This is a genomic window from Pseudarthrobacter equi, assembly GCF_900105535.1.
GTDB classification, from domain to species: domain Bacteria; phylum Actinomycetota; class Actinomycetes; order Actinomycetales; family Micrococcaceae; genus Arthrobacter; species Arthrobacter equi.
On sequence record NZ_LT629779.1, the window covers coordinates 183,943 to 199,677 of the forward strand.

At 66.5% G+C, this 15,735-nt stretch carries 14 protein-coding genes; 6 read left to right on the forward strand and 8 right to left on the reverse strand.

The features are described from left to right. Positions 1 to 65: 65 nt before the first annotated feature. The gene (gene ald / locus BLT71_RS00760; protein WP_015938949.1) at positions 66 to 1,184 is read left to right on the forward strand and encodes an alanine dehydrogenase; all 1,119 of its coding nucleotides are present in this window, start codon (positions 66 to 68) and stop codon (positions 1,182 to 1,184) included. A 104-nt stretch (positions 1,185 to 1,288) separates the two neighbouring features. On the opposite strand, the gene BLT71_RS00765 is transcribed toward ald, so the two are convergent. The 6 genes from BLT71_RS00765 to BLT71_RS00790 form a co-directional block, all read right to left on the reverse strand. After that, complete coding sequence (locus BLT71_RS00765; RefSeq protein ID WP_091716740.1) at positions 1,289 to 2,362, reverse strand: Gfo/Idh/MocA family protein; 1,074 nt, start codon at positions 2,360 to 2,362, stop codon at positions 1,289 to 1,291. Positions 2,363 to 2,500: 138 nt separating this feature from the next. Next, the gene (locus tag BLT71_RS00770) at positions 2,501 to 4,216 is read right to left on the reverse strand and encodes an ABC transporter family substrate-binding protein (RefSeq protein WP_091716742.1); all 1,716 of its coding nucleotides are present in this window, start codon (positions 4,214 to 4,216) and stop codon (positions 2,501 to 2,503) included. A 46-nt stretch (positions 4,217 to 4,262) separates the two neighbouring features. Beyond that, positions 4,263 to 6,512 carry an ABC transporter ATP-binding protein gene (locus tag BLT71_RS00775; RefSeq protein ID WP_091716744.1) on the reverse strand — a complete coding sequence of 750 codons (2,250 nt, stop codon included), beginning with the start codon at positions 6,510 to 6,512 and terminating at the stop codon, positions 4,263 to 4,265. Continuing rightward, positions 6,509 to 7,489, reverse strand: a complete 981-nt coding sequence (locus tag BLT71_RS00780) for an ABC transporter permease (RefSeq protein ID WP_056080531.1) — start codon at positions 7,487 to 7,489, stop codon at positions 6,509 to 6,511. Before BLT71_RS00780 ends, BLT71_RS00775 begins: the two co-directional genes overlap by 4 nt. A gap of 2 nt (positions 7,490 to 7,491) precedes the next feature. Then, complete coding sequence (locus BLT71_RS00785; protein ID WP_091716746.1) at positions 7,492 to 8,475, reverse strand: ABC transporter permease; 984 nt, start codon at positions 8,473 to 8,475, stop codon at positions 7,492 to 7,494. Positions 8,476 to 8,830: 355 nt separating this feature from the next. After that, positions 8,831 to 9,436 carry a TetR/AcrR family transcriptional regulator gene (locus tag BLT71_RS00790; RefSeq protein WP_231994396.1) on the reverse strand — a complete coding sequence of 202 codons (606 nt, stop codon included), beginning with the start codon at positions 9,434 to 9,436 and terminating at the stop codon, positions 8,831 to 8,833. Between the two features lie 124 nt (positions 9,437 to 9,560). Between BLT71_RS00790 and BLT71_RS00795 the strand changes: the two genes are divergently transcribed. From BLT71_RS00795 to BLT71_RS00815, 5 genes are all read left to right on the forward strand, one after another. Next, the gene (locus tag BLT71_RS00795) at positions 9,561 to 10,118 is read left to right on the forward strand and encodes an NAD(P)H-dependent oxidoreductase (RefSeq protein WP_091716750.1); all 558 of its coding nucleotides are present in this window, start codon (positions 9,561 to 9,563) and stop codon (positions 10,116 to 10,118) included. Between the two features lie 235 nt (positions 10,119 to 10,353). After that, positions 10,354 to 11,220, forward strand: a complete 867-nt coding sequence (locus tag BLT71_RS20695) for a GerMN domain-containing protein (protein ID WP_231994397.1) — start codon at positions 10,354 to 10,356, stop codon at positions 11,218 to 11,220. 55 nt (positions 11,221 to 11,275) lie between these two features. Next, a complete protein-coding gene (locus tag BLT71_RS00805; RefSeq protein WP_091716752.1) occupies positions 11,276 to 12,568 on the forward strand; it encodes an aminotransferase-like domain-containing protein in 1,293 nt (430 codons plus the stop codon). Positions 12,569 to 12,614: 46 nt separating this feature from the next. After that, entirely contained in the window at positions 12,615 to 13,043 is a 429-nt protein-coding gene (locus BLT71_RS00810; RefSeq protein ID WP_045732676.1) for a universal stress protein, read from the forward strand. A gap of 154 nt (positions 13,044 to 13,197) precedes the next feature. After that, positions 13,198 to 13,536 (forward strand): hypothetical protein, encoded by a 339-nt coding sequence (locus BLT71_RS00815; protein WP_091716754.1) that lies wholly within the window; start codon positions 13,198 to 13,200, stop codon positions 13,534 to 13,536. A 22-nt stretch (positions 13,537 to 13,558) separates the two neighbouring features. On the opposite strand, the gene BLT71_RS00820 is transcribed toward BLT71_RS00815, so the two are convergent. Both BLT71_RS00820 and BLT71_RS00825 read right to left on the reverse strand, forming a co-directional pair. Then, complete coding sequence (locus tag BLT71_RS00820) at positions 13,559 to 14,176, reverse strand: phosphatase PAP2 family protein (protein WP_172829884.1); 618 nt, start codon at positions 14,174 to 14,176, stop codon at positions 13,559 to 13,561. Positions 14,177 to 14,195: 19 nt separating this feature from the next. Further along, the gene (locus tag BLT71_RS00825; protein ID WP_091716756.1) at positions 14,196 to 15,731 is read right to left on the reverse strand and encodes a dihydrolipoamide acetyltransferase family protein; all 1,536 of its coding nucleotides are present in this window, start codon (positions 15,729 to 15,731) and stop codon (positions 14,196 to 14,198) included. Positions 15,732 to 15,735: the final 4 nt, after the last annotated feature.

Here is a 15,735-nt window from a genome sequence, read left to right on the forward strand (position 1 = left end):
TTATCGTGGAAACACGAAATCCTTCCGCACTTTCCGGCTTATCCGCCGAGAACCTGGAGCCCACGATGATCATCGGTGTCCCCAAAGAAATCAAGAACAACGAGTTCCGCGTCGCCATCACCGCCGCCGGCGTGCACGAATTCCGCACCCACGGCCACTCGGTGCTGGTGGAACGCGGCGCGGGCCTGGGCTCCGGCATCACCGATGAGGAATACGCCATTGCCGGCGCCGAGATCGTCACCGAGGCCGATGACGTCTGGTCCCGCGCGGACATGGTCATGAAGGTCAAGGAACCCGTCAAGGCCGAGTACCACCGGTTCCGCAAGGGCCTGATCCTCTTCACGTACCTGCACCTGGCCGCCGAGCCCGAACTGACCCAGGAACTGATCAACTCCGGCGTCACCGCCATCGCCTACGAGACCGTCCAGGAGGGCCGCACCCTCCCGCTGCTCGCCCCCATGTCAGAGGTTGCCGGCCGGCTGTCCGTCCAGGTGGGCGCGTCCTCCCTGATGGCCCCCGCCGGCGGCAAAGGCGTCCTGCTGGGCGGCGTTCCCGGCGTCCGCCCCGCCAAGGTTGTTGTCCTCGGCGCAGGCGTGGCCGGCACCAACGCCGCCGCCATGGCCCTGGGCCTGGGCGCCGACGTCACCATCCTGGACATCAACATCAACCGCCTCCGCGAACTGGACGCCCAGTACCAGGGCCGGCTGAAGACCGTGGCCTCCAACGCCTACGAGATCGAAAAGTCCGTAGTGGATGCAGACCTGGTGATTGGTTCCGTCCTGATCCCCGGCGCCAAGGCCCCCAAGCTGGTCACCAACGATCTCGTGGCCCGGATGAAGCCCGGCTCGGTACTGGTCGACATCGCCGTGGACCAGGGTGGCTGCTTCGAGGACACCCACCCCACCACGCACCAGGAACCCACCTACAAGGTGCACAACACCATCTTCTACTGCGTGGCCAACATGCCGGGTGCGGTGCCGAACACCTCCACCTACGCCCTGACCAACGTCACCCTGCGCTACGCCGTGTCCCTCGCGAACCTGGGCGTCAAGGCTGCTTTCGACCGCGACCCCGCCCTCGCCGCAGGCCTCAACATCGCCGCCGGCCACGTGGCACACCACTCCGTGTCCGAGGCACACAACCTGCCCCTTGTTTCCGACTGGCACGAGCTCGTTTCGGCCTAGGCCTAACTCGTCGTTTTGCGCAGGACGACACGCATCCTCTGCGGGCTGGCTCCTTCGTCGCCTCTGACGCCCGCTGCCGGATGCCTGTCGTCCTGCGTTGCCGTTTAAGTCCTGCCGCCGACGAGCTCCCGCGCTTTTTCTATGATTCTTAGGACCTCCACCGCGTCCTCTGGGTTTACCGGGAGGGGCAGGGGTGACTCTGTTCCGCCGTCGAGGATCTTGTCCGCCAGGAGGCGGTAGAACTCGGGGTAGTTGCCCCGTTCGGTGGGGAGCCGGTCCAGGTGGCCGTCGCGCCCCAGGACGCCTGCCCAATCGGGCGCCTCCACGCCGTACTCCTGGTCCAGGGGGCTGCCGCCGGCCACGATGAACGGTTCCTGCGGGTCCACGCCGTGCTTGGTGAAGCCACCCACGGAGCCCAGCACGCGGAACCGCGGGGCCTGCTGCGCGCACAACATGTTCATGCTGAGGTGGCTGAGCACCCCCGAGTGGTGGCGGAGCACCAGGAAGACGTCGTCGTCGGCCCGCTCGTCGGAGCGGCGGGCCTGCAGCTCGGCGTGGGCTACGTCGGCCGGGCCGAAGAGCTGGATGGCTTGGTCGATCAGGTGGCTGCCGAGGTCGAAAAGTGCGCCGCCGCCGTCGGACGCTGTTGCCCTGGCCTTCCAGGCCTTGGCGATCGACGGCGTCCACCGCTCGAAGCGGGACTCGAAGCGCAGCACCGTGCCCAGCGCCTCGGCGGCCAGCAGCTTTTGCAGGGTGAGGTAGTCGCCGTCCCAGCGCCGGTTGTGGAACACCGTCAGGGTCCGGCCCAGGTCCCGGGCCAGCGAGACCAGCTCCTCCCCTTCTTCGCTGGAGATGACGAACGGCTTGTCCACCACCACGTCCAGCCCGGCCTCCAGGGCCGCCTTGGCCAGCGGGTAGTGGGTTGCCGGCGGCGTGCCCAGGACCACGAGGTCTAGGCTGTCCGCCCGCTCGAGGACGGCGCGCCCGTCCGGCACGGTCCGCACGCCCGGGTAGCGGCCCGTCGCCGCCGCCTGCCGGTCTGCGTTTGAGGTGGCCACGATATCCAGCGAATACCTGCTGTCCGCGTCCAGCAGGGGCGCGTGGAAGACGCTGCCGGAGAGTCCGAAGCCGACGACGGCGGTACGGATGGTGCGTGGCTCAGCTTCAGTTCCGGTCATGCAACCAACGCTACTCCGGAGCGCCCTCCTGCACCTTTTAAACCAAAAGCCCTCCCACTGTCCGCCGCCGAAGCGGAGGAACAGTGGGAGGGCTTTTGGAACGCTATCCGCAGAATGCGGGAAAGCGCCTAAAAGGTGTTACTTCTTTTCCCAGCCGAGGGTGGTCCAGTCCGGAACCTGGGACAGGCTCTGGAACAATGACGGGCCGTAGTTGGCCAGGCCGGCGCGAACGAAGGAGATCTGCGGGCCGTTCATGACCACGCCCATGGAGAAGTACTTCGCCATGTGCTCCTTTTCGACCTCCATGGCCGCCTTGTTGCGCTCTGCGTTGTCCTCGATGGAGGCGAGGTCCGCGATCTTCTTGTCCAGTTCGGCGTCGCCCAGCTGGTTCTCGTTGGTCTTGGAGTCGTAGTACTGCTTCACGGCATCTGTGGCGTCCGGGCCTACGGTGTAGCCCGAGACGCTCATGTCGAAGTCGCGGCCGCCGATGACCTTGCCGAAGTCGGCAGAAGCTCGCTGGTCGATGCCAACGTCCATGCCACCGGCCTGAAGCTGCTTCTGCAGGGTCTGCGTGAAGGCAAGGGTGGTGGGGTCGTCACCGAAGTTGCTGATCTTGAAAGCGGCAGGCTTGCCGTCCTTCTCCATGACACCACTGGCGTTGGCCGTGTAGCCGGCGTCGGTCAGGACCTTCTTGGCGGCGTCCGGACCGGTTTCCTTCACCGGGTAGTTGTCCTGGTAGTACTCAGAGAACGGCAGGAGCATCATGGAGCCGGAGCTCGGCTCTTCCCAGTTCAGGCCGTTGAAGCGGACCTTGCGGAGCGCTTCGCGGTCGACGGCGGCGAAGATGGCTTTGCGGACGGCGACGTCAGTGATCTTCTGGGCGTTGATGTTCATGCCGCCGGCGAAGAGGCGCTGGCCGCGGCGGACATCGGAGTCCTTGGTGCCTTCCAGCTGCTTGTAAAGGGCGATGGTGTTGGCGGACATCGCGTCGATTTCGCCGTTCTTGAACGCGGCGATCTGGGCGCTGGTCTCAAGCTGGCGGAAGGTGACGTTGGCCAGGACCGGCTTCTTGCCCCACCACTTGTCGTTGGGGACCATGGTGACGGTCTTCGCCGCGGGGTCATACTGGTCCAGCTTGAACGGTCCGGCCATCCACTCGGCGTGCATGTTGCCGTTGAAGCCTTCGTTGAACACCTCCGGGCTGTTCACGGCCGGGTGGATCAGGCCGAAGAAGAGCGAGTCAATGGGGTAGACCGGCTGCGTGGTCTTGACGATGACTTCCTTGTCGCTGCTGCCGGCCTCAACCGACTCGACGAACTGGTAGGCGCCGGAGCTGACGATGTCGTAGCCGTTGTCCGGGCTCTTGAGGATGTTCCAGGTGTTCTGGAACGCCTTCACGTCGATGGGGGTGCCGTCGTTGTAGGTGGCCTTGTCATTGACCTTGATGGTGATGGTCTGCTTGCCGTCCTTGACCTCGCTGTCCACAGACTCGCAGAAGTCAGTGTTGGGCGTGACCTTTCCGGTGAAGTCGACCTTCCAGCAGCCACCCATGCCGCCGCTGTTCATGGCGACCGGGTTGATGGGGACCTGCAGGGCGGAGTTGTCCGCGCTGTTGCCGTTGTTGGAGAAGCCATTGAAGTCCGGGCCGATGTTGCCCAGCGGAAGGGTGACCTTGCCGCCCTGCTCAAGATCGGCTGCCGGCTTCTCGTTGATGCTGATCAGCTTGGACAGGTCGCTGCCTGCCTCCTGCCCCTTGGCTGTCTCCGGCCCCGTGGAGCCGCCACTGCCGCAGGCGGTCAGCGCCAGAGCCGCAGCAATGGCTGCAGCTCCGCCGATCCTGTTCAGATTCCTCATGGTTTTCCCTTCATTGATGCGAATGGTGCGGGTGGGTCGGCTAAATCTAGGGTGCATGGTGTTCCGCCTGGTCGTGGGTCACCAGCATGTCTTCGTCCAGTTCCCCGTCAGGGAAGAAGCAGGCGAAACGCTGATCCGGTGCGGGCGCCGCGGGTTCCAGCGCCTGCGCCGCCGACGACGGTGCCACAGCTTCCAGCGGCGGTTCCAGGGTTAGGCACTTTTCCTGCTTCGCGGCAGGCAGGGCGGCAAACACCGGGCAGCGGGTGGCAAAGTTGCAGCCCTTGGGGGCATCCAGCGGCGACGGGAGGTCGCCCTTGAGGATGATGCGTTCCCGGGTGCGTTCCACGTGCGGGTCCGGCACCGGGATGGCGGAGAGCAGGGCGCGGGTATACGGGTGGCGCGGGTTGTCGAACACGCGGTCCACCTCGCCGATCTCCACGATCTTGCCCAGGTACATCACCGCCACGCGGTTGGAAATGTGCCGGACAACGGAGAGGTCGTGGGCCACCAGGAGGTAGCTCAGCCCCAGTTCCGCGCGGAGCTTGTCCAGGAGGTTGATGACCCCGGCCTGCACCGACACATCGAGTGCCGAGACGGGCTCGTCCAGGACCACCAGCTTGGGGTTGACCGCAAGTGCGCGGGCGATGCCGATGCGCTGGCGCTGGCCGCCGGAGAACTGGTTGGGGAACCGGTTCACGTGGTCCGGCTGCAGGCCCACGAGCTTCATCAGCTCCATGATCCGCTTCCTGATGGCCGGGCGGTCCATGCCGGCGTTCTGCAGCGGTTCCGCGAGGACCTCGTACACGGTGAACCGCGGGTCCAGGGCGCCGGTGGGGTCCTGGAACACCATCTGCAGTTCGCGCCGCATGGCGTTCTTGGTCTTGGTGTCAGCGGCCTGCTTGTTGCTGATGCCGCCAATCACCACCTCGCCGTCCTGGTCCTTGTGGAACTCCATGATTTCCAGCAGGGTGGTGGTTTTTCCGGAGCCCGATTCGCCCACGATGGAGAAGCATTCGCCCTCGCGGACGTCGAAGCTCAGTCCATCCACGGCTTTGACCGTACCGATTCGCTTCTTGAGCAGCGCACCCTTGGTCAACGGGAAGTGCTTGCGCACGTCCTTAAGCTGGAGGACGGTGGAGCGGTCCTCCCGCGGGATGGCGTCGAAGCGTGACTCCGGTACCGGCGGGGCGGCGAAGATGTCGTGGACGTCCACGTCACCGCCGAGGGCCGCCGACTTGATGCAGGCGGCGTGGTGCAGGGCGCCTCCGGGGACCGGGGCCAGCGCAGGTTCCCCGTCGAGGCAGGCATCGGTGGCCAGCGGACAGCGCGGCGCGAAGGAGCATCCGGTGGGGGTGTGCAGGAGGTTCGGCGGTATGCCGTCGATGGGTACCAGCGAGGATTTTTCGGATACATCCACGCGCGGGACGGCTCCGAGCAGGCCCAGCGTGTAGGGCATCCGCGGGTTGTAGTAGATATCGTCCACCGCGCCGGTTTCCACGGGCTTTCCGGCGTACATCACCATGATGTCGTCGGCCATGCCCGCCACCACGCCAAGGTCGTGCGTGATCATGACGACGGCGGCGCCGGTTTCCTCCTGCGCGGTGTGCAGCACCTCGAGGACCTGGGCCTGGATGGTGACGTCCAGGGCCGTCGTCGGCTCATCCGCAATGAGCACCCGGGGGTTGTTGGCAATGGCGATGGCGATCATCACGCGCTGGCGCATGCCGCCGGAGAATTCGTGCGGGAAGGCCTTCAGCCGGTCCTTCGGGCTGGGAATTCCCACCATGGCCAGGAGCTCGACGGCGCGGGCTTCCTTGGCCTGCTTGCTCATGGTGGGGTTGTGGATGGTCAGCGCTTCGATGATCTGGGTGCCCACGGTGTACACGGGCGTCAGGGAGGACAACGGGTCCTGGAAGACCATGGCCAGTTCATTGCCGCGGTATTCGCACATGGCCTTGTCGCTGAGCCCCAGCAGTTCGCGGCCCTTGAGCCGTACCGAACCGGTGACCTCGGCGGCTTCCGGAAGCAGGCCCATAATGGCCAGTGATGTCACTGACTTCCCGGAGCCTGATTCGCCCACGATGCCCAGGGTCTTGCCCGGCAGGAGGTCGAAGTCCACTCCACGGACGGCGTGGACCACGCCGTTCTCGGAGTTGAACCGGACGTTGAGGTCCCGCACGGACAGCACAGCGTCAGTGGGCGCGTGGAGCCCCGCTATGTGCAGCCGCTCGACGGCGTCGGCGGTGGAATTGACCGACGCCGTGGTGCCGGACCCGGTAGTGGTTTCGCTGCTCATTTACTCTTCTCCGCCCGGATTTTCCTGGCCTTTCGGGCCTTGCCCGTGGAACTGGAACTGGGGTCGAACGCGTCCCGCAGGCCGTCGTTCATCATGGCCAGGGAGCCGGTGAGCAGGAACATCACCGTCAGCGGCACCCAGAACATCCACGGGAAGGTCTGTACCTGTGAGGTGGCACCGCCGATCAGGACGCCCAGGCTGACGTCCGGAACCTTGATGCCGATGCCGATGAACGAGAACGCCACCTCGGCGAGGATGGCGCCGGTGACGCCGCGGGTGATGTCCAGGACCAGCAGGGACCCGATGTTGGGGACCAGGTGCCGCCAGACGATCCGCCGCGGCGGGACGCCCATGTACTGGGCTGCCTTGACGAAGTCCCGCTGCATCAGGGACATGGACAGGGACCGGATCAGCCTGGCGGTGCCCATCCAGCTGAAGACGAGCAAAACGATGATCAGCAGCAGCCAGGACGGAAGGTCGCGCTTGAGGCCGGCGCCGCCGCCGCTGGTGGCCACTGCCACCACCAGGAGTGCGGGCATCATGATGAGCGCTTCGAGGACGAAGAGCATCACCTTGTCCACCTTGCCCCCGAAGTAGGCCATGGTGCAGCCATAGACCGCAGCGATCAGCACCGAGACCAGGCCGACGATCAAGCCGATCAGGATGGAGATGCGGGTGCCTTCAACGGTCATCGCGTAGAGGTCGATCCCCGCCTGGGAGGTGCCCAGGTAATGCTCGGCCGAGGGCGGCATCCCGATGTTGAAGGGGTCGATGGTTTCTTTGTCCCAGGTAGTGAGGAATCCGCCCACGAAGGAGAAAACGGTAAGGGCCAGGAAGATGACCAGGCCGGCCACGGCGGTCTTGTTCCGCATGAAGCGGCGGAAGATGATGGTGGACTTGGCGATGACGACGTCGGCGCTTTCCAGGTGCGCGTCCTGCGCTACTGCCGCGGGGTCCACTGCGTTCAGGTTGGTCATGGTTACTGCACCCGCACTCTCGGGTCAACCAGGGTGGTTGCGAAGTCGGCCAGGATGGCGCCCAGGGCGAAAATGACCGAACCGTACGCCAGGGTGGCGGTGGCGGCATTGACGTCCTGGAGGGAAATGGCGTCGATGCTCCAGGAACCAACGCCGGGCCAGGCGAAGATCTTTTCGGCAAAGAAACCGCCGGCGAAGATGGCCGGGATGGTGAAGGCGATGCTCTGGGCCACCGGGATGAAGGACACGCGGAGTGCGTGCCGTGCAATGGCCTGGTTCCTGCTGAGGCCCTTGGCGCGGGCGGTCCGGACAAAGTCGGCGTTGACGTTGTCCAGCAGGTATTGGCGCTGGGCAATCTGGTAGGCGCCCCAGCCCACCAGCGTGATGGCCACTGTGGGGACGGCGTAGTGGGCCGCCATGTCCACTACTTGTGGCCAGCCGGCTTCCATCCCGGGGGTGGAGATGCCGGTGACGAAGAAGATGCGGTTCCCCACCGTCTCGTTGATATTGATGGCACCGAGCTGCACCAGGAAGTAGGCGATGGGCGCCGGGACGATGTAGGCGAGGTAGCTGTAGGACGTGATGACCCGGTCCTGGAACTTGTACTGCCGGGCTGCCGAATACACGCCAAGGGCCACGCCGATGATGAGGGTGAGGATGATCGAGGCCAGGAACAGCCGGGTGGAAATCCACACGCGGTCACCGAACTCGGCATTGATAAAGGCGCCGTTGGGGCTCCTGCCCCAGTCCCAGCGGGTAACGACGCCGGTGAGCCACTGGACGTAGCGGTCCCACGCGCTCATATCCGGGTCGAGGCCCTTCAGGCGCATCGAGTTGGCCACCTGTTCAGGGGTGGGCCGGGGAATGCGTTCCTGCTCCAGCAGCGCCGGTTTTAGTGAGCTGACCGCCAGGAAATATCCGGCGGACGTGGTCAGGAAGATCATCACCACATACGTGATGCCGCGCTTGGCAAGGTACTTGAGCATGGGACGGCTACTTTTGCTTCGCCGCCACGTGCTGCTGCGGCGGACACAGCCAGGCCCGCCGGTGTGCCGGAATGCGGGGCAAAACAACAATCACGCGATGGTCCTTCCGTCTTCCCCGGCTGGGCGGGGGTTGTGCCGCGTCGCCGGAGTTCGTTGCCAGCGGATAGCTGGCTCCCGCAGCCCTTGCGGGCTGGTCCTGATGGACTATGTTGCGGGTCACATTCCAGAGGAAACTATCACAGCCGTAAACGCAAGATGCCCGCCAATGCCCGGAAAAGCACACGCCCGTATCAGATCGTTATGAATAACTCTGTGGAGTTGATTTGACTGGACGGATCCTCCACAGGGGGCTAATCTAGCGGGCCCGCACCACGCGTGTGACAAGATCCCTCCAGGAATCCACCAGCCGCTCCGGCGGAACGCCGTGCCGGCGGACCAGGTCGAGCAGGCGCTCGGGGTCCAGGGCTGCGCTGAGCGACCCCGCCATGAGCCAGGGGTCGGCGTCGAACCCTTCATCCCGCAGCAGCACCTCGATATGCCGGAGCCAGAGCGCCGCGGCAGGCACCTCAAACCGCCCCCGCGAGGCATTCTCGGCGGCGAGGACCAGGTCGCCGAACTCCACCACGTAGGCAATGCGCTCAGCCCCGAAGGCGATGAGCCGGTCCAGGCCCGGAGCCCCGGGGCCAAGCGGTGGCGGCCCGAACATGAACCGTGCCTGGAAATCTGCTTCGGAGTCGTTGAGCAGTGTCAGCATCAGCCCAGCCCGGCTGCCGAAGCGGCGGAATACCGTCCCCTTGCCCACCCCGGCGCGCTCGGCGAGGCGGTCCATGGTGAGGCCCTCGGTGCCGCAGTCGGCAATCAGCTCCCTCGCGGCAAGCAGGAGGCGCTCCCGGTTCCTTGCGGCATCGCTGCGTTCGGCCGCTGCCGGAGTCGGCTCGGGGCGCAGTGGGATGGAGGTCACAGGATCCAGTTTAGACCCCGGGAATAATAAACGGACCATAGTCCGTTTAGTCTGGTGAAGGCATCAAATGCCCCAGCTTTGAAAAGGCCGACGGCCCTCCCGCGGCCCCTACCAAGGAGTTTCCATGACGAAGAGCACCATTCTTACCCTTGTTGGCAGCCTGCGCGCCGGGTCCACCAACCAGCAGCTGGCCGAGGCCATCCAGGCCAACGCCCCCGAGCAGGTTGACGTTGTCATCCACGAGAGCCTGGGCAACATCCCGTTCTACAACGAAGACATCGACGTCGAGGGCCAGGTTCCCGCCGCCGCCGCCGCTCTGCGCGCCGCCGCCAACGAAGCCGACACCATCCTGCTGGTCACCCCGGAGTACAACGGCACTGTCCCCGCTCCCCTGAAGAACGCCATCGACTGGCTGTCCCGCCCCTTCGGCGCCGGCGCCCTCGCCGGCAAGCCCACCGCCGTCGTCGGCACCGCCTTTGGCCAGTTCGGCGGGGTCTGGGCGCAGGACGAAGCCCGCAAGGCCGCCGGCATTGCCGGCGCTCAGGTCATTGAGGACGCCAAGCTCGCCGTCCCCGGCTCCATGGTGCGCTTCGCCGAGATCCACCCCAAGGACGACGCCGAGGTTGTAGAGCAGATCAAGGGCGTCTTCGACGCACTGGCCGCGGCCGCCCCGGCAGCCTAGCCTCCCGAGCGGACCATCCGCGCAGTTCCTGCCGCGCCCGGCACGCCACCTCGCGTGCCGGGCGCAGCTGTACCGGGTGCCCCCGCCAGGCCCAAACCGCCACCACCCCAACCACGCCGCGGCGGTCCGCCGTGACCAACTCTTGTCCCAACCGGTACCGCACGGACATCTCCGCGGGTGGGCCGCCGCCGTAACGTTGATTCACTGGAAAAACCGGATGGAATCGCGGTGGAGCATGCCAAGAGAAGCAGCACCCAGGGGGCAGCGGAGTGCACGGGTAGCGGTGGCTGCCGCCCTGGCGCTTCCCCTGTGGCTCACCGCATGCAACGGCCTCCCGGCCTCACCGCAGGGCGGTACCGCGGCGAGCCCGGCCGCGGCTCCGGGCGCCGCCGTGCCGGCCCCGCAGCCGCAAGCGTCCCCGCCGGCCGGAACGGCCGCCATCACCTCCGGCGCCAGCACTCCATCAGGTGGGACGTCCCCGCAGCAGCCGTCCGGGGCCCGGCCGGAAGGCGTTGCTGCGCCGGCGCCGGCGGTGACGGGCCGGCCCGGTTCCGCCGCCACGGCCAGCGGGGTGCCGGAGCCGGGCACAACACCCTCAGCTGAACCGCCACCCTCCGCGGAGCCCTCCCCCGCAGCCGCCCCGGAAAGGATGCCCGCAGCCCAGGGGACCGTCACTGCCTACTTCGTCCTGCTGGACGACGGCGGCAATAACGGAGTGCGGTTCGGCTGCAATGACAGCCTGGTTGGCGTGGACCAGGCACGGCCGGCGGGCAAGGATCCGTTGCCGGCCGCCATGAATGCCCTTTTGGCTGCAGGCAGTGGCGCCAGCCTCCCGGCATCGGATGTCCCGTCCGGGCGCGAAATCTACAACGCGCTGGCGGGATCGCGGCTCAAGTTCCTGTCCGGCAGCTTCGACGGCACCGCCGTGACCGTCTACCTTTCAGGGGCACTGAGCCTGGGCGGCGTGTGCGACATTCCGAGGCTGGAAGCCCAACTCACCCAGACAGCGCTGGCCGCCGTAGGTGCCGTCAGGGCGCAGGTCTACCTCAACGGGCGGCCCCTGGCGGAGGTGCTGCGGCTGGAAGGTACACCGGGCCAGTAATTTCGGGAACAACAAGTGTTGCTTTTCAGGCAACACTCAGCTGTATCCTGAGCGTGTGAGCCACGAGACACTCGACGCCGCAGCCGCGTCCCTTCCAGCCGAAGCCATTGACGCCATCGAGCGGGCGGCCACCTCGGCGCACCGCCATGAGGAACTGTTCTCCGAGCGTGCCGCGAACATCAGGCAGTCGGCCGTGCGTGACGTCTTCGACATCTCGTTGCGCCCCGGACTGGTGTCCCTGGCCGGCGGAAGTCCCTACCTGCAGTCGCTCCCCCTTGACCGCCTGGCGGAAACAGCGGCCCGGATCATCGCCGAGGAGGGGCTCACCGCTCTGCAGTACGGCGCTGGCCAGGGAACGGAAGAGCTCCGCACGCAGATCTGCGAGGTCATGGCGGCCGAAGGAATCGTGGATGCCATGCCGCAGAACGTGGTGATCACGGCCGGCTCCCAGTCAGCCCAGGACGTCGCCACCAAACTGTTCTGCAACCCCGGGGACGTCGTCCTGGTGGAGGACCCCACCTACGTCGGCGCCCTGAACACCTTCGAGGCGTACCAGGTGCAGGTGGAAACCGTGGCCATGGACCAGTCCGGCTTGGTCCCCGAGCTCCTCGAGGCGCGGATCGCCGCCCTCCAGTTAGCCGGAAAGAGCATCAAGTTCCTCTACACCATCCCCAGCTTCAACAACCCCTCGGGCATAACCCTTGCCGCCGAACGGCGCCAGGAAATAGTGGATATATGCCGCAATGCGAATATTCTGATCATTGAGGACAACCCGTACGGCCTGCTGCGGTTCGACGGCGAACCGCTGGCCCCGCTGCGCGCCGCCAACCCGGACGACGTCATCTACATGGGCTCTTTCTCGAAAATCTTCGCGCCCGGCCTGCGGATCGGCTGGGCACTGGTGCCGGAGCACCTGCAGCGGCGGTATTACCTTGCGGCGGAGGCCGTCACCCTCTGCCCGCCGGCCCTGAACCAGATGCTCGTCTCGGCTTACCTGCGTGACTACGACTGGAAGGGCCAGATCGCCACCTACCGCGGCATGTACGCCGAACGCTGCCGGGCCATGCTGGCGGCGCTGTCCAAGTACATGCCGGAGGGTGCCTCCTGGACCAGCCCGGACGGTGGCTTCTTCGTCTGGGTGACGCTCCCCGAGGGCGTGGACACCTACCCCCTCCTGCACAAGGCGATCGACGCCGGAGTGGTCTTCATTCCGGGAGCCGCCTTCACGCCGTCGGACGAGCCGTCCAACAAACTGCGCCTCGCATTCAGCGCCGTCCCGCCGGATGCCATCCGGGAAGGGGTGCGCCGCCTGGCGCCGGTACTGCAGGAAGCGCTGGCCGCGCGGTAGCGTTGGCCTCATTAGTGCCGTCAGGAACCAAGCAAAGGAGCATTTCATGAGCGGAACCATCGTTGTAGGCGTCGACGGGAGCGGTACAGCCAAGAAGGCCGCAGAGTCGGCCCGGGACCTGGCAGCAGCGCTGGGCGCCACGCTCCACGTTGTCTCGGCCTTTGACAGCGACCGCACGGAAGTCTTCGGCAGTGGCAGTGACCAGTGGATCGTCTCCGACGCGGACGGGGCCGAGCACGTGGCCCGGACGGTGGCCGAGTCCCTGGGCGGGCAGATCAAGGTGACCTACTCGGCGGCGCGCGGCCGTCCGGCGGACGCCCTGATCAAGGAAGCCCTCCGCATGGACGCAAAGATCATCGTGGTGGGAAACCGGCGCATGCAGGGCATCGGCCGGGTGCTGGGCAGCGTGGCCAACAGCGTGGCACACAACGCCCCGTGCGACGTGTACATCGCGAACACGTACGACGCCGACTAGGAGTTACGCCCGACACTCCCCGTGGTGGCGCACATCGCTGCGGGGGGTGGGCGTTCTCACGCCCAAAAAACCCATTCAGCTACGGGCGAAACGATAAAATTGAGGGAGCCCCCAACGGTGCGGACGACAACAACCCACCACTAGAGGGGACCCCTTGATCACTCTTCAGCGCCGCCAGCTCGTAGGCCACGACATCCTCCTGGCCCGCCACGGAAACCACATCTGCTCCATGCGCGTGGACCGCGGCAACGGCACGGTGGTTGCGCTGCTGGATGACGGCACCACCGACTCCGCGCCGAACATGATCGCCCCGGACCTCAACCTCCCCCGCACCGTCCGCAGCGTCCTGCGCGAGGACTGGAAGCTGCTCTCCATCATGACCGGTGCCGCAACGGCCTGGGCCGCACTCATGGTGGGCGCCGCCGTCGTCATCGCCTCCTCCATGGGCGACTCTGCCGCTGTGGACATGATGTACGCCTACCCGGCCTACTAGCAGTTCCGGCCGCACAAGCCGCCTACGGCACCAGCCAGAGCCTCAGCAGCCACCAGATCCCGGCCATCACCACACCGCCGAAGAGCGAGCCTGCCACCACCTGCGCCAGCGTGTGGGCGCGCAGGACCACCCGAGACCAGCCGACCGCCGGGATGAGCAGCAGCAACGGTGTCCACGCGGCGCCGAGCATCAGGACCGCAACAACGGCCGAACAGGAGATGGCGGCGGCGTGCCCGCTCATCTTCCAGAATGGGCTGACGGCTGCCAGCACCACCACTCCCCCCACCACGGCCAGCACCATGGCGATGACGCTGGCCGGCGCACCTGCTGCCGTCAGGACCAGCAGCCCCGCAAGGATGGACGCCAGGGCCATGAGCAGCACGGGAAGGCGCTGCCGGCGGTCGCTGACGTGGTGGTCCGTGACCTTTCCCAGCCGGACAAGGACCAGCAGCAGGAGCAGCGGCAGCACGCAGACAAACAGGGCAGCCAGCGCCCCGTAGGCCATGGTGGCGGGAAAACCGTCCTGGACCAGCGGGCTGATCAGCAGCTGGACGGTGACCACCACCGGCGGCTGGAACGCCTCGGTCAGCCACCGGGCGGTTTTATTCTTCACCCGGATGGCGCGGCCGGACGCCGCCACGCCAGTCCCTGCCCCCGCCTCAGTCAAGGAGCAGCGCGGGTTCTTCCAGGATGGCCGCGACGTCGGCCATGAACCGGGCGGACAGGTCGCCGTCCACCACGCGGTGGTCGAAGGAGCCACCCAGGGTGGTGATCCAGCGCGGAATGACCTCCCCGTCCAGGACCCACGGCTTCTGCTTGATGGTGCCGAAGGCGACGATGGCCACCTCGCCCGGGTTGATGATGGGCGTGCCGGTATCGATGCCCAGGGCACCGATGTTGGTGATGGTCAGCGTGCCGCCCTGCATCTCCGCCGGCTGGGTCTTTCCCGCACGCGCCGTGGTGGCCAGGTTGTTCAGGGCCAGCGCCAGCTCCTTCAGGGACAGGTCCTGCGCATCCTTGATGTTGGGCACCATCAGGCCGCGGGGCGTTGCCGCGGCGATACCCAGGTTCATGAAGTGCTTGACCTGGATCTCGGCAGCGCCGCTGCCGTCACTGCTCTCAACCCACGACGCATTGACGCTGGGGTTCCGGGCGGCAGCCCAGATGACGGCCTTGGCCAGGATAAGGAGCGGCGAGACCCTGATGCCCTCAAAGTCCCGTGAGGCCTTGAGCCGCTTGACGAATTCCATGGTCCGGCTGGCGTCCACATCCACGAAGATGCTGACGTGCGGGGCCGCGAAGGCCGATTCCACCATGGCCTTTGCGGTCGCCTTCCGCACGCCCTTGACCGGGATAGTCTCGATCCGCTGGTCCTGCGGCTTTCCGGCTTTGCCCCAGAAGCCGTCCGCCTTGTCCAGTTCGGCGTCGCGCTGCGCCTGGTAGCTGACCAGGTCCTCGCGGGTCACCTCGCCGCGGGAGCCGGTGGCCACAACGTCGGCGAGGTCGATCCCGAGGTCCCGGGCGATCTTGCGGACGGGCGGTTTGGCGAGGACGCGGTTGACCAGCCCGGTGATGGTGCCACCCAGCGTGGGACGGGTGTCCACGACGGCGGCCTGGCCGCCCTGCGTTGCGGCGGCTGCCGGGCGCCCGGTGACCTCTGCCGGGGTATGCGGCTGGACCGGCTCCACTTCGGGAGCGTTGACCGTCACCGCGTCGGCGGGCTTGGCCGCCGCAGCGGTACGGGTGACGCGGGGGCGCCGTTTGACGGCGTCCGCCTTTGGTCCCGAGCCCACCAGCGGACCACCCGCCGGGGCACTGCCCTGCGCGCCGGCGTCGTTCGCGCCGTTGTCCTGGGCATCATCAGGAAGCTTGCCGTACAGCGGCTGCGCAGGCGCATCGGCCGGCGCCGGTGCTTCAGGCGCCCGGACGTCAGCAGGCGTGGGATCGCCCGCGACGTCGTCGCTGACGCTGATGATGGCCGTCCCGACGTCGATGGTCACCCCTTCCGGCACGAGGAGTTCGGTGACGGTCCCGGCGAACGGGGACGGAAGTTCGACGATCGACTTTGCGGTTTCGATCTCGCAAAGGACGTCGTTGATGGCGACGGCATCGCCCGGCTTGACCTTCCAGGAAACGACTTCCGCTTCAGTGAGGCCTTCGCCGACGTCCGGCAGGTTGAATTTATTCAGCGTCATGGTG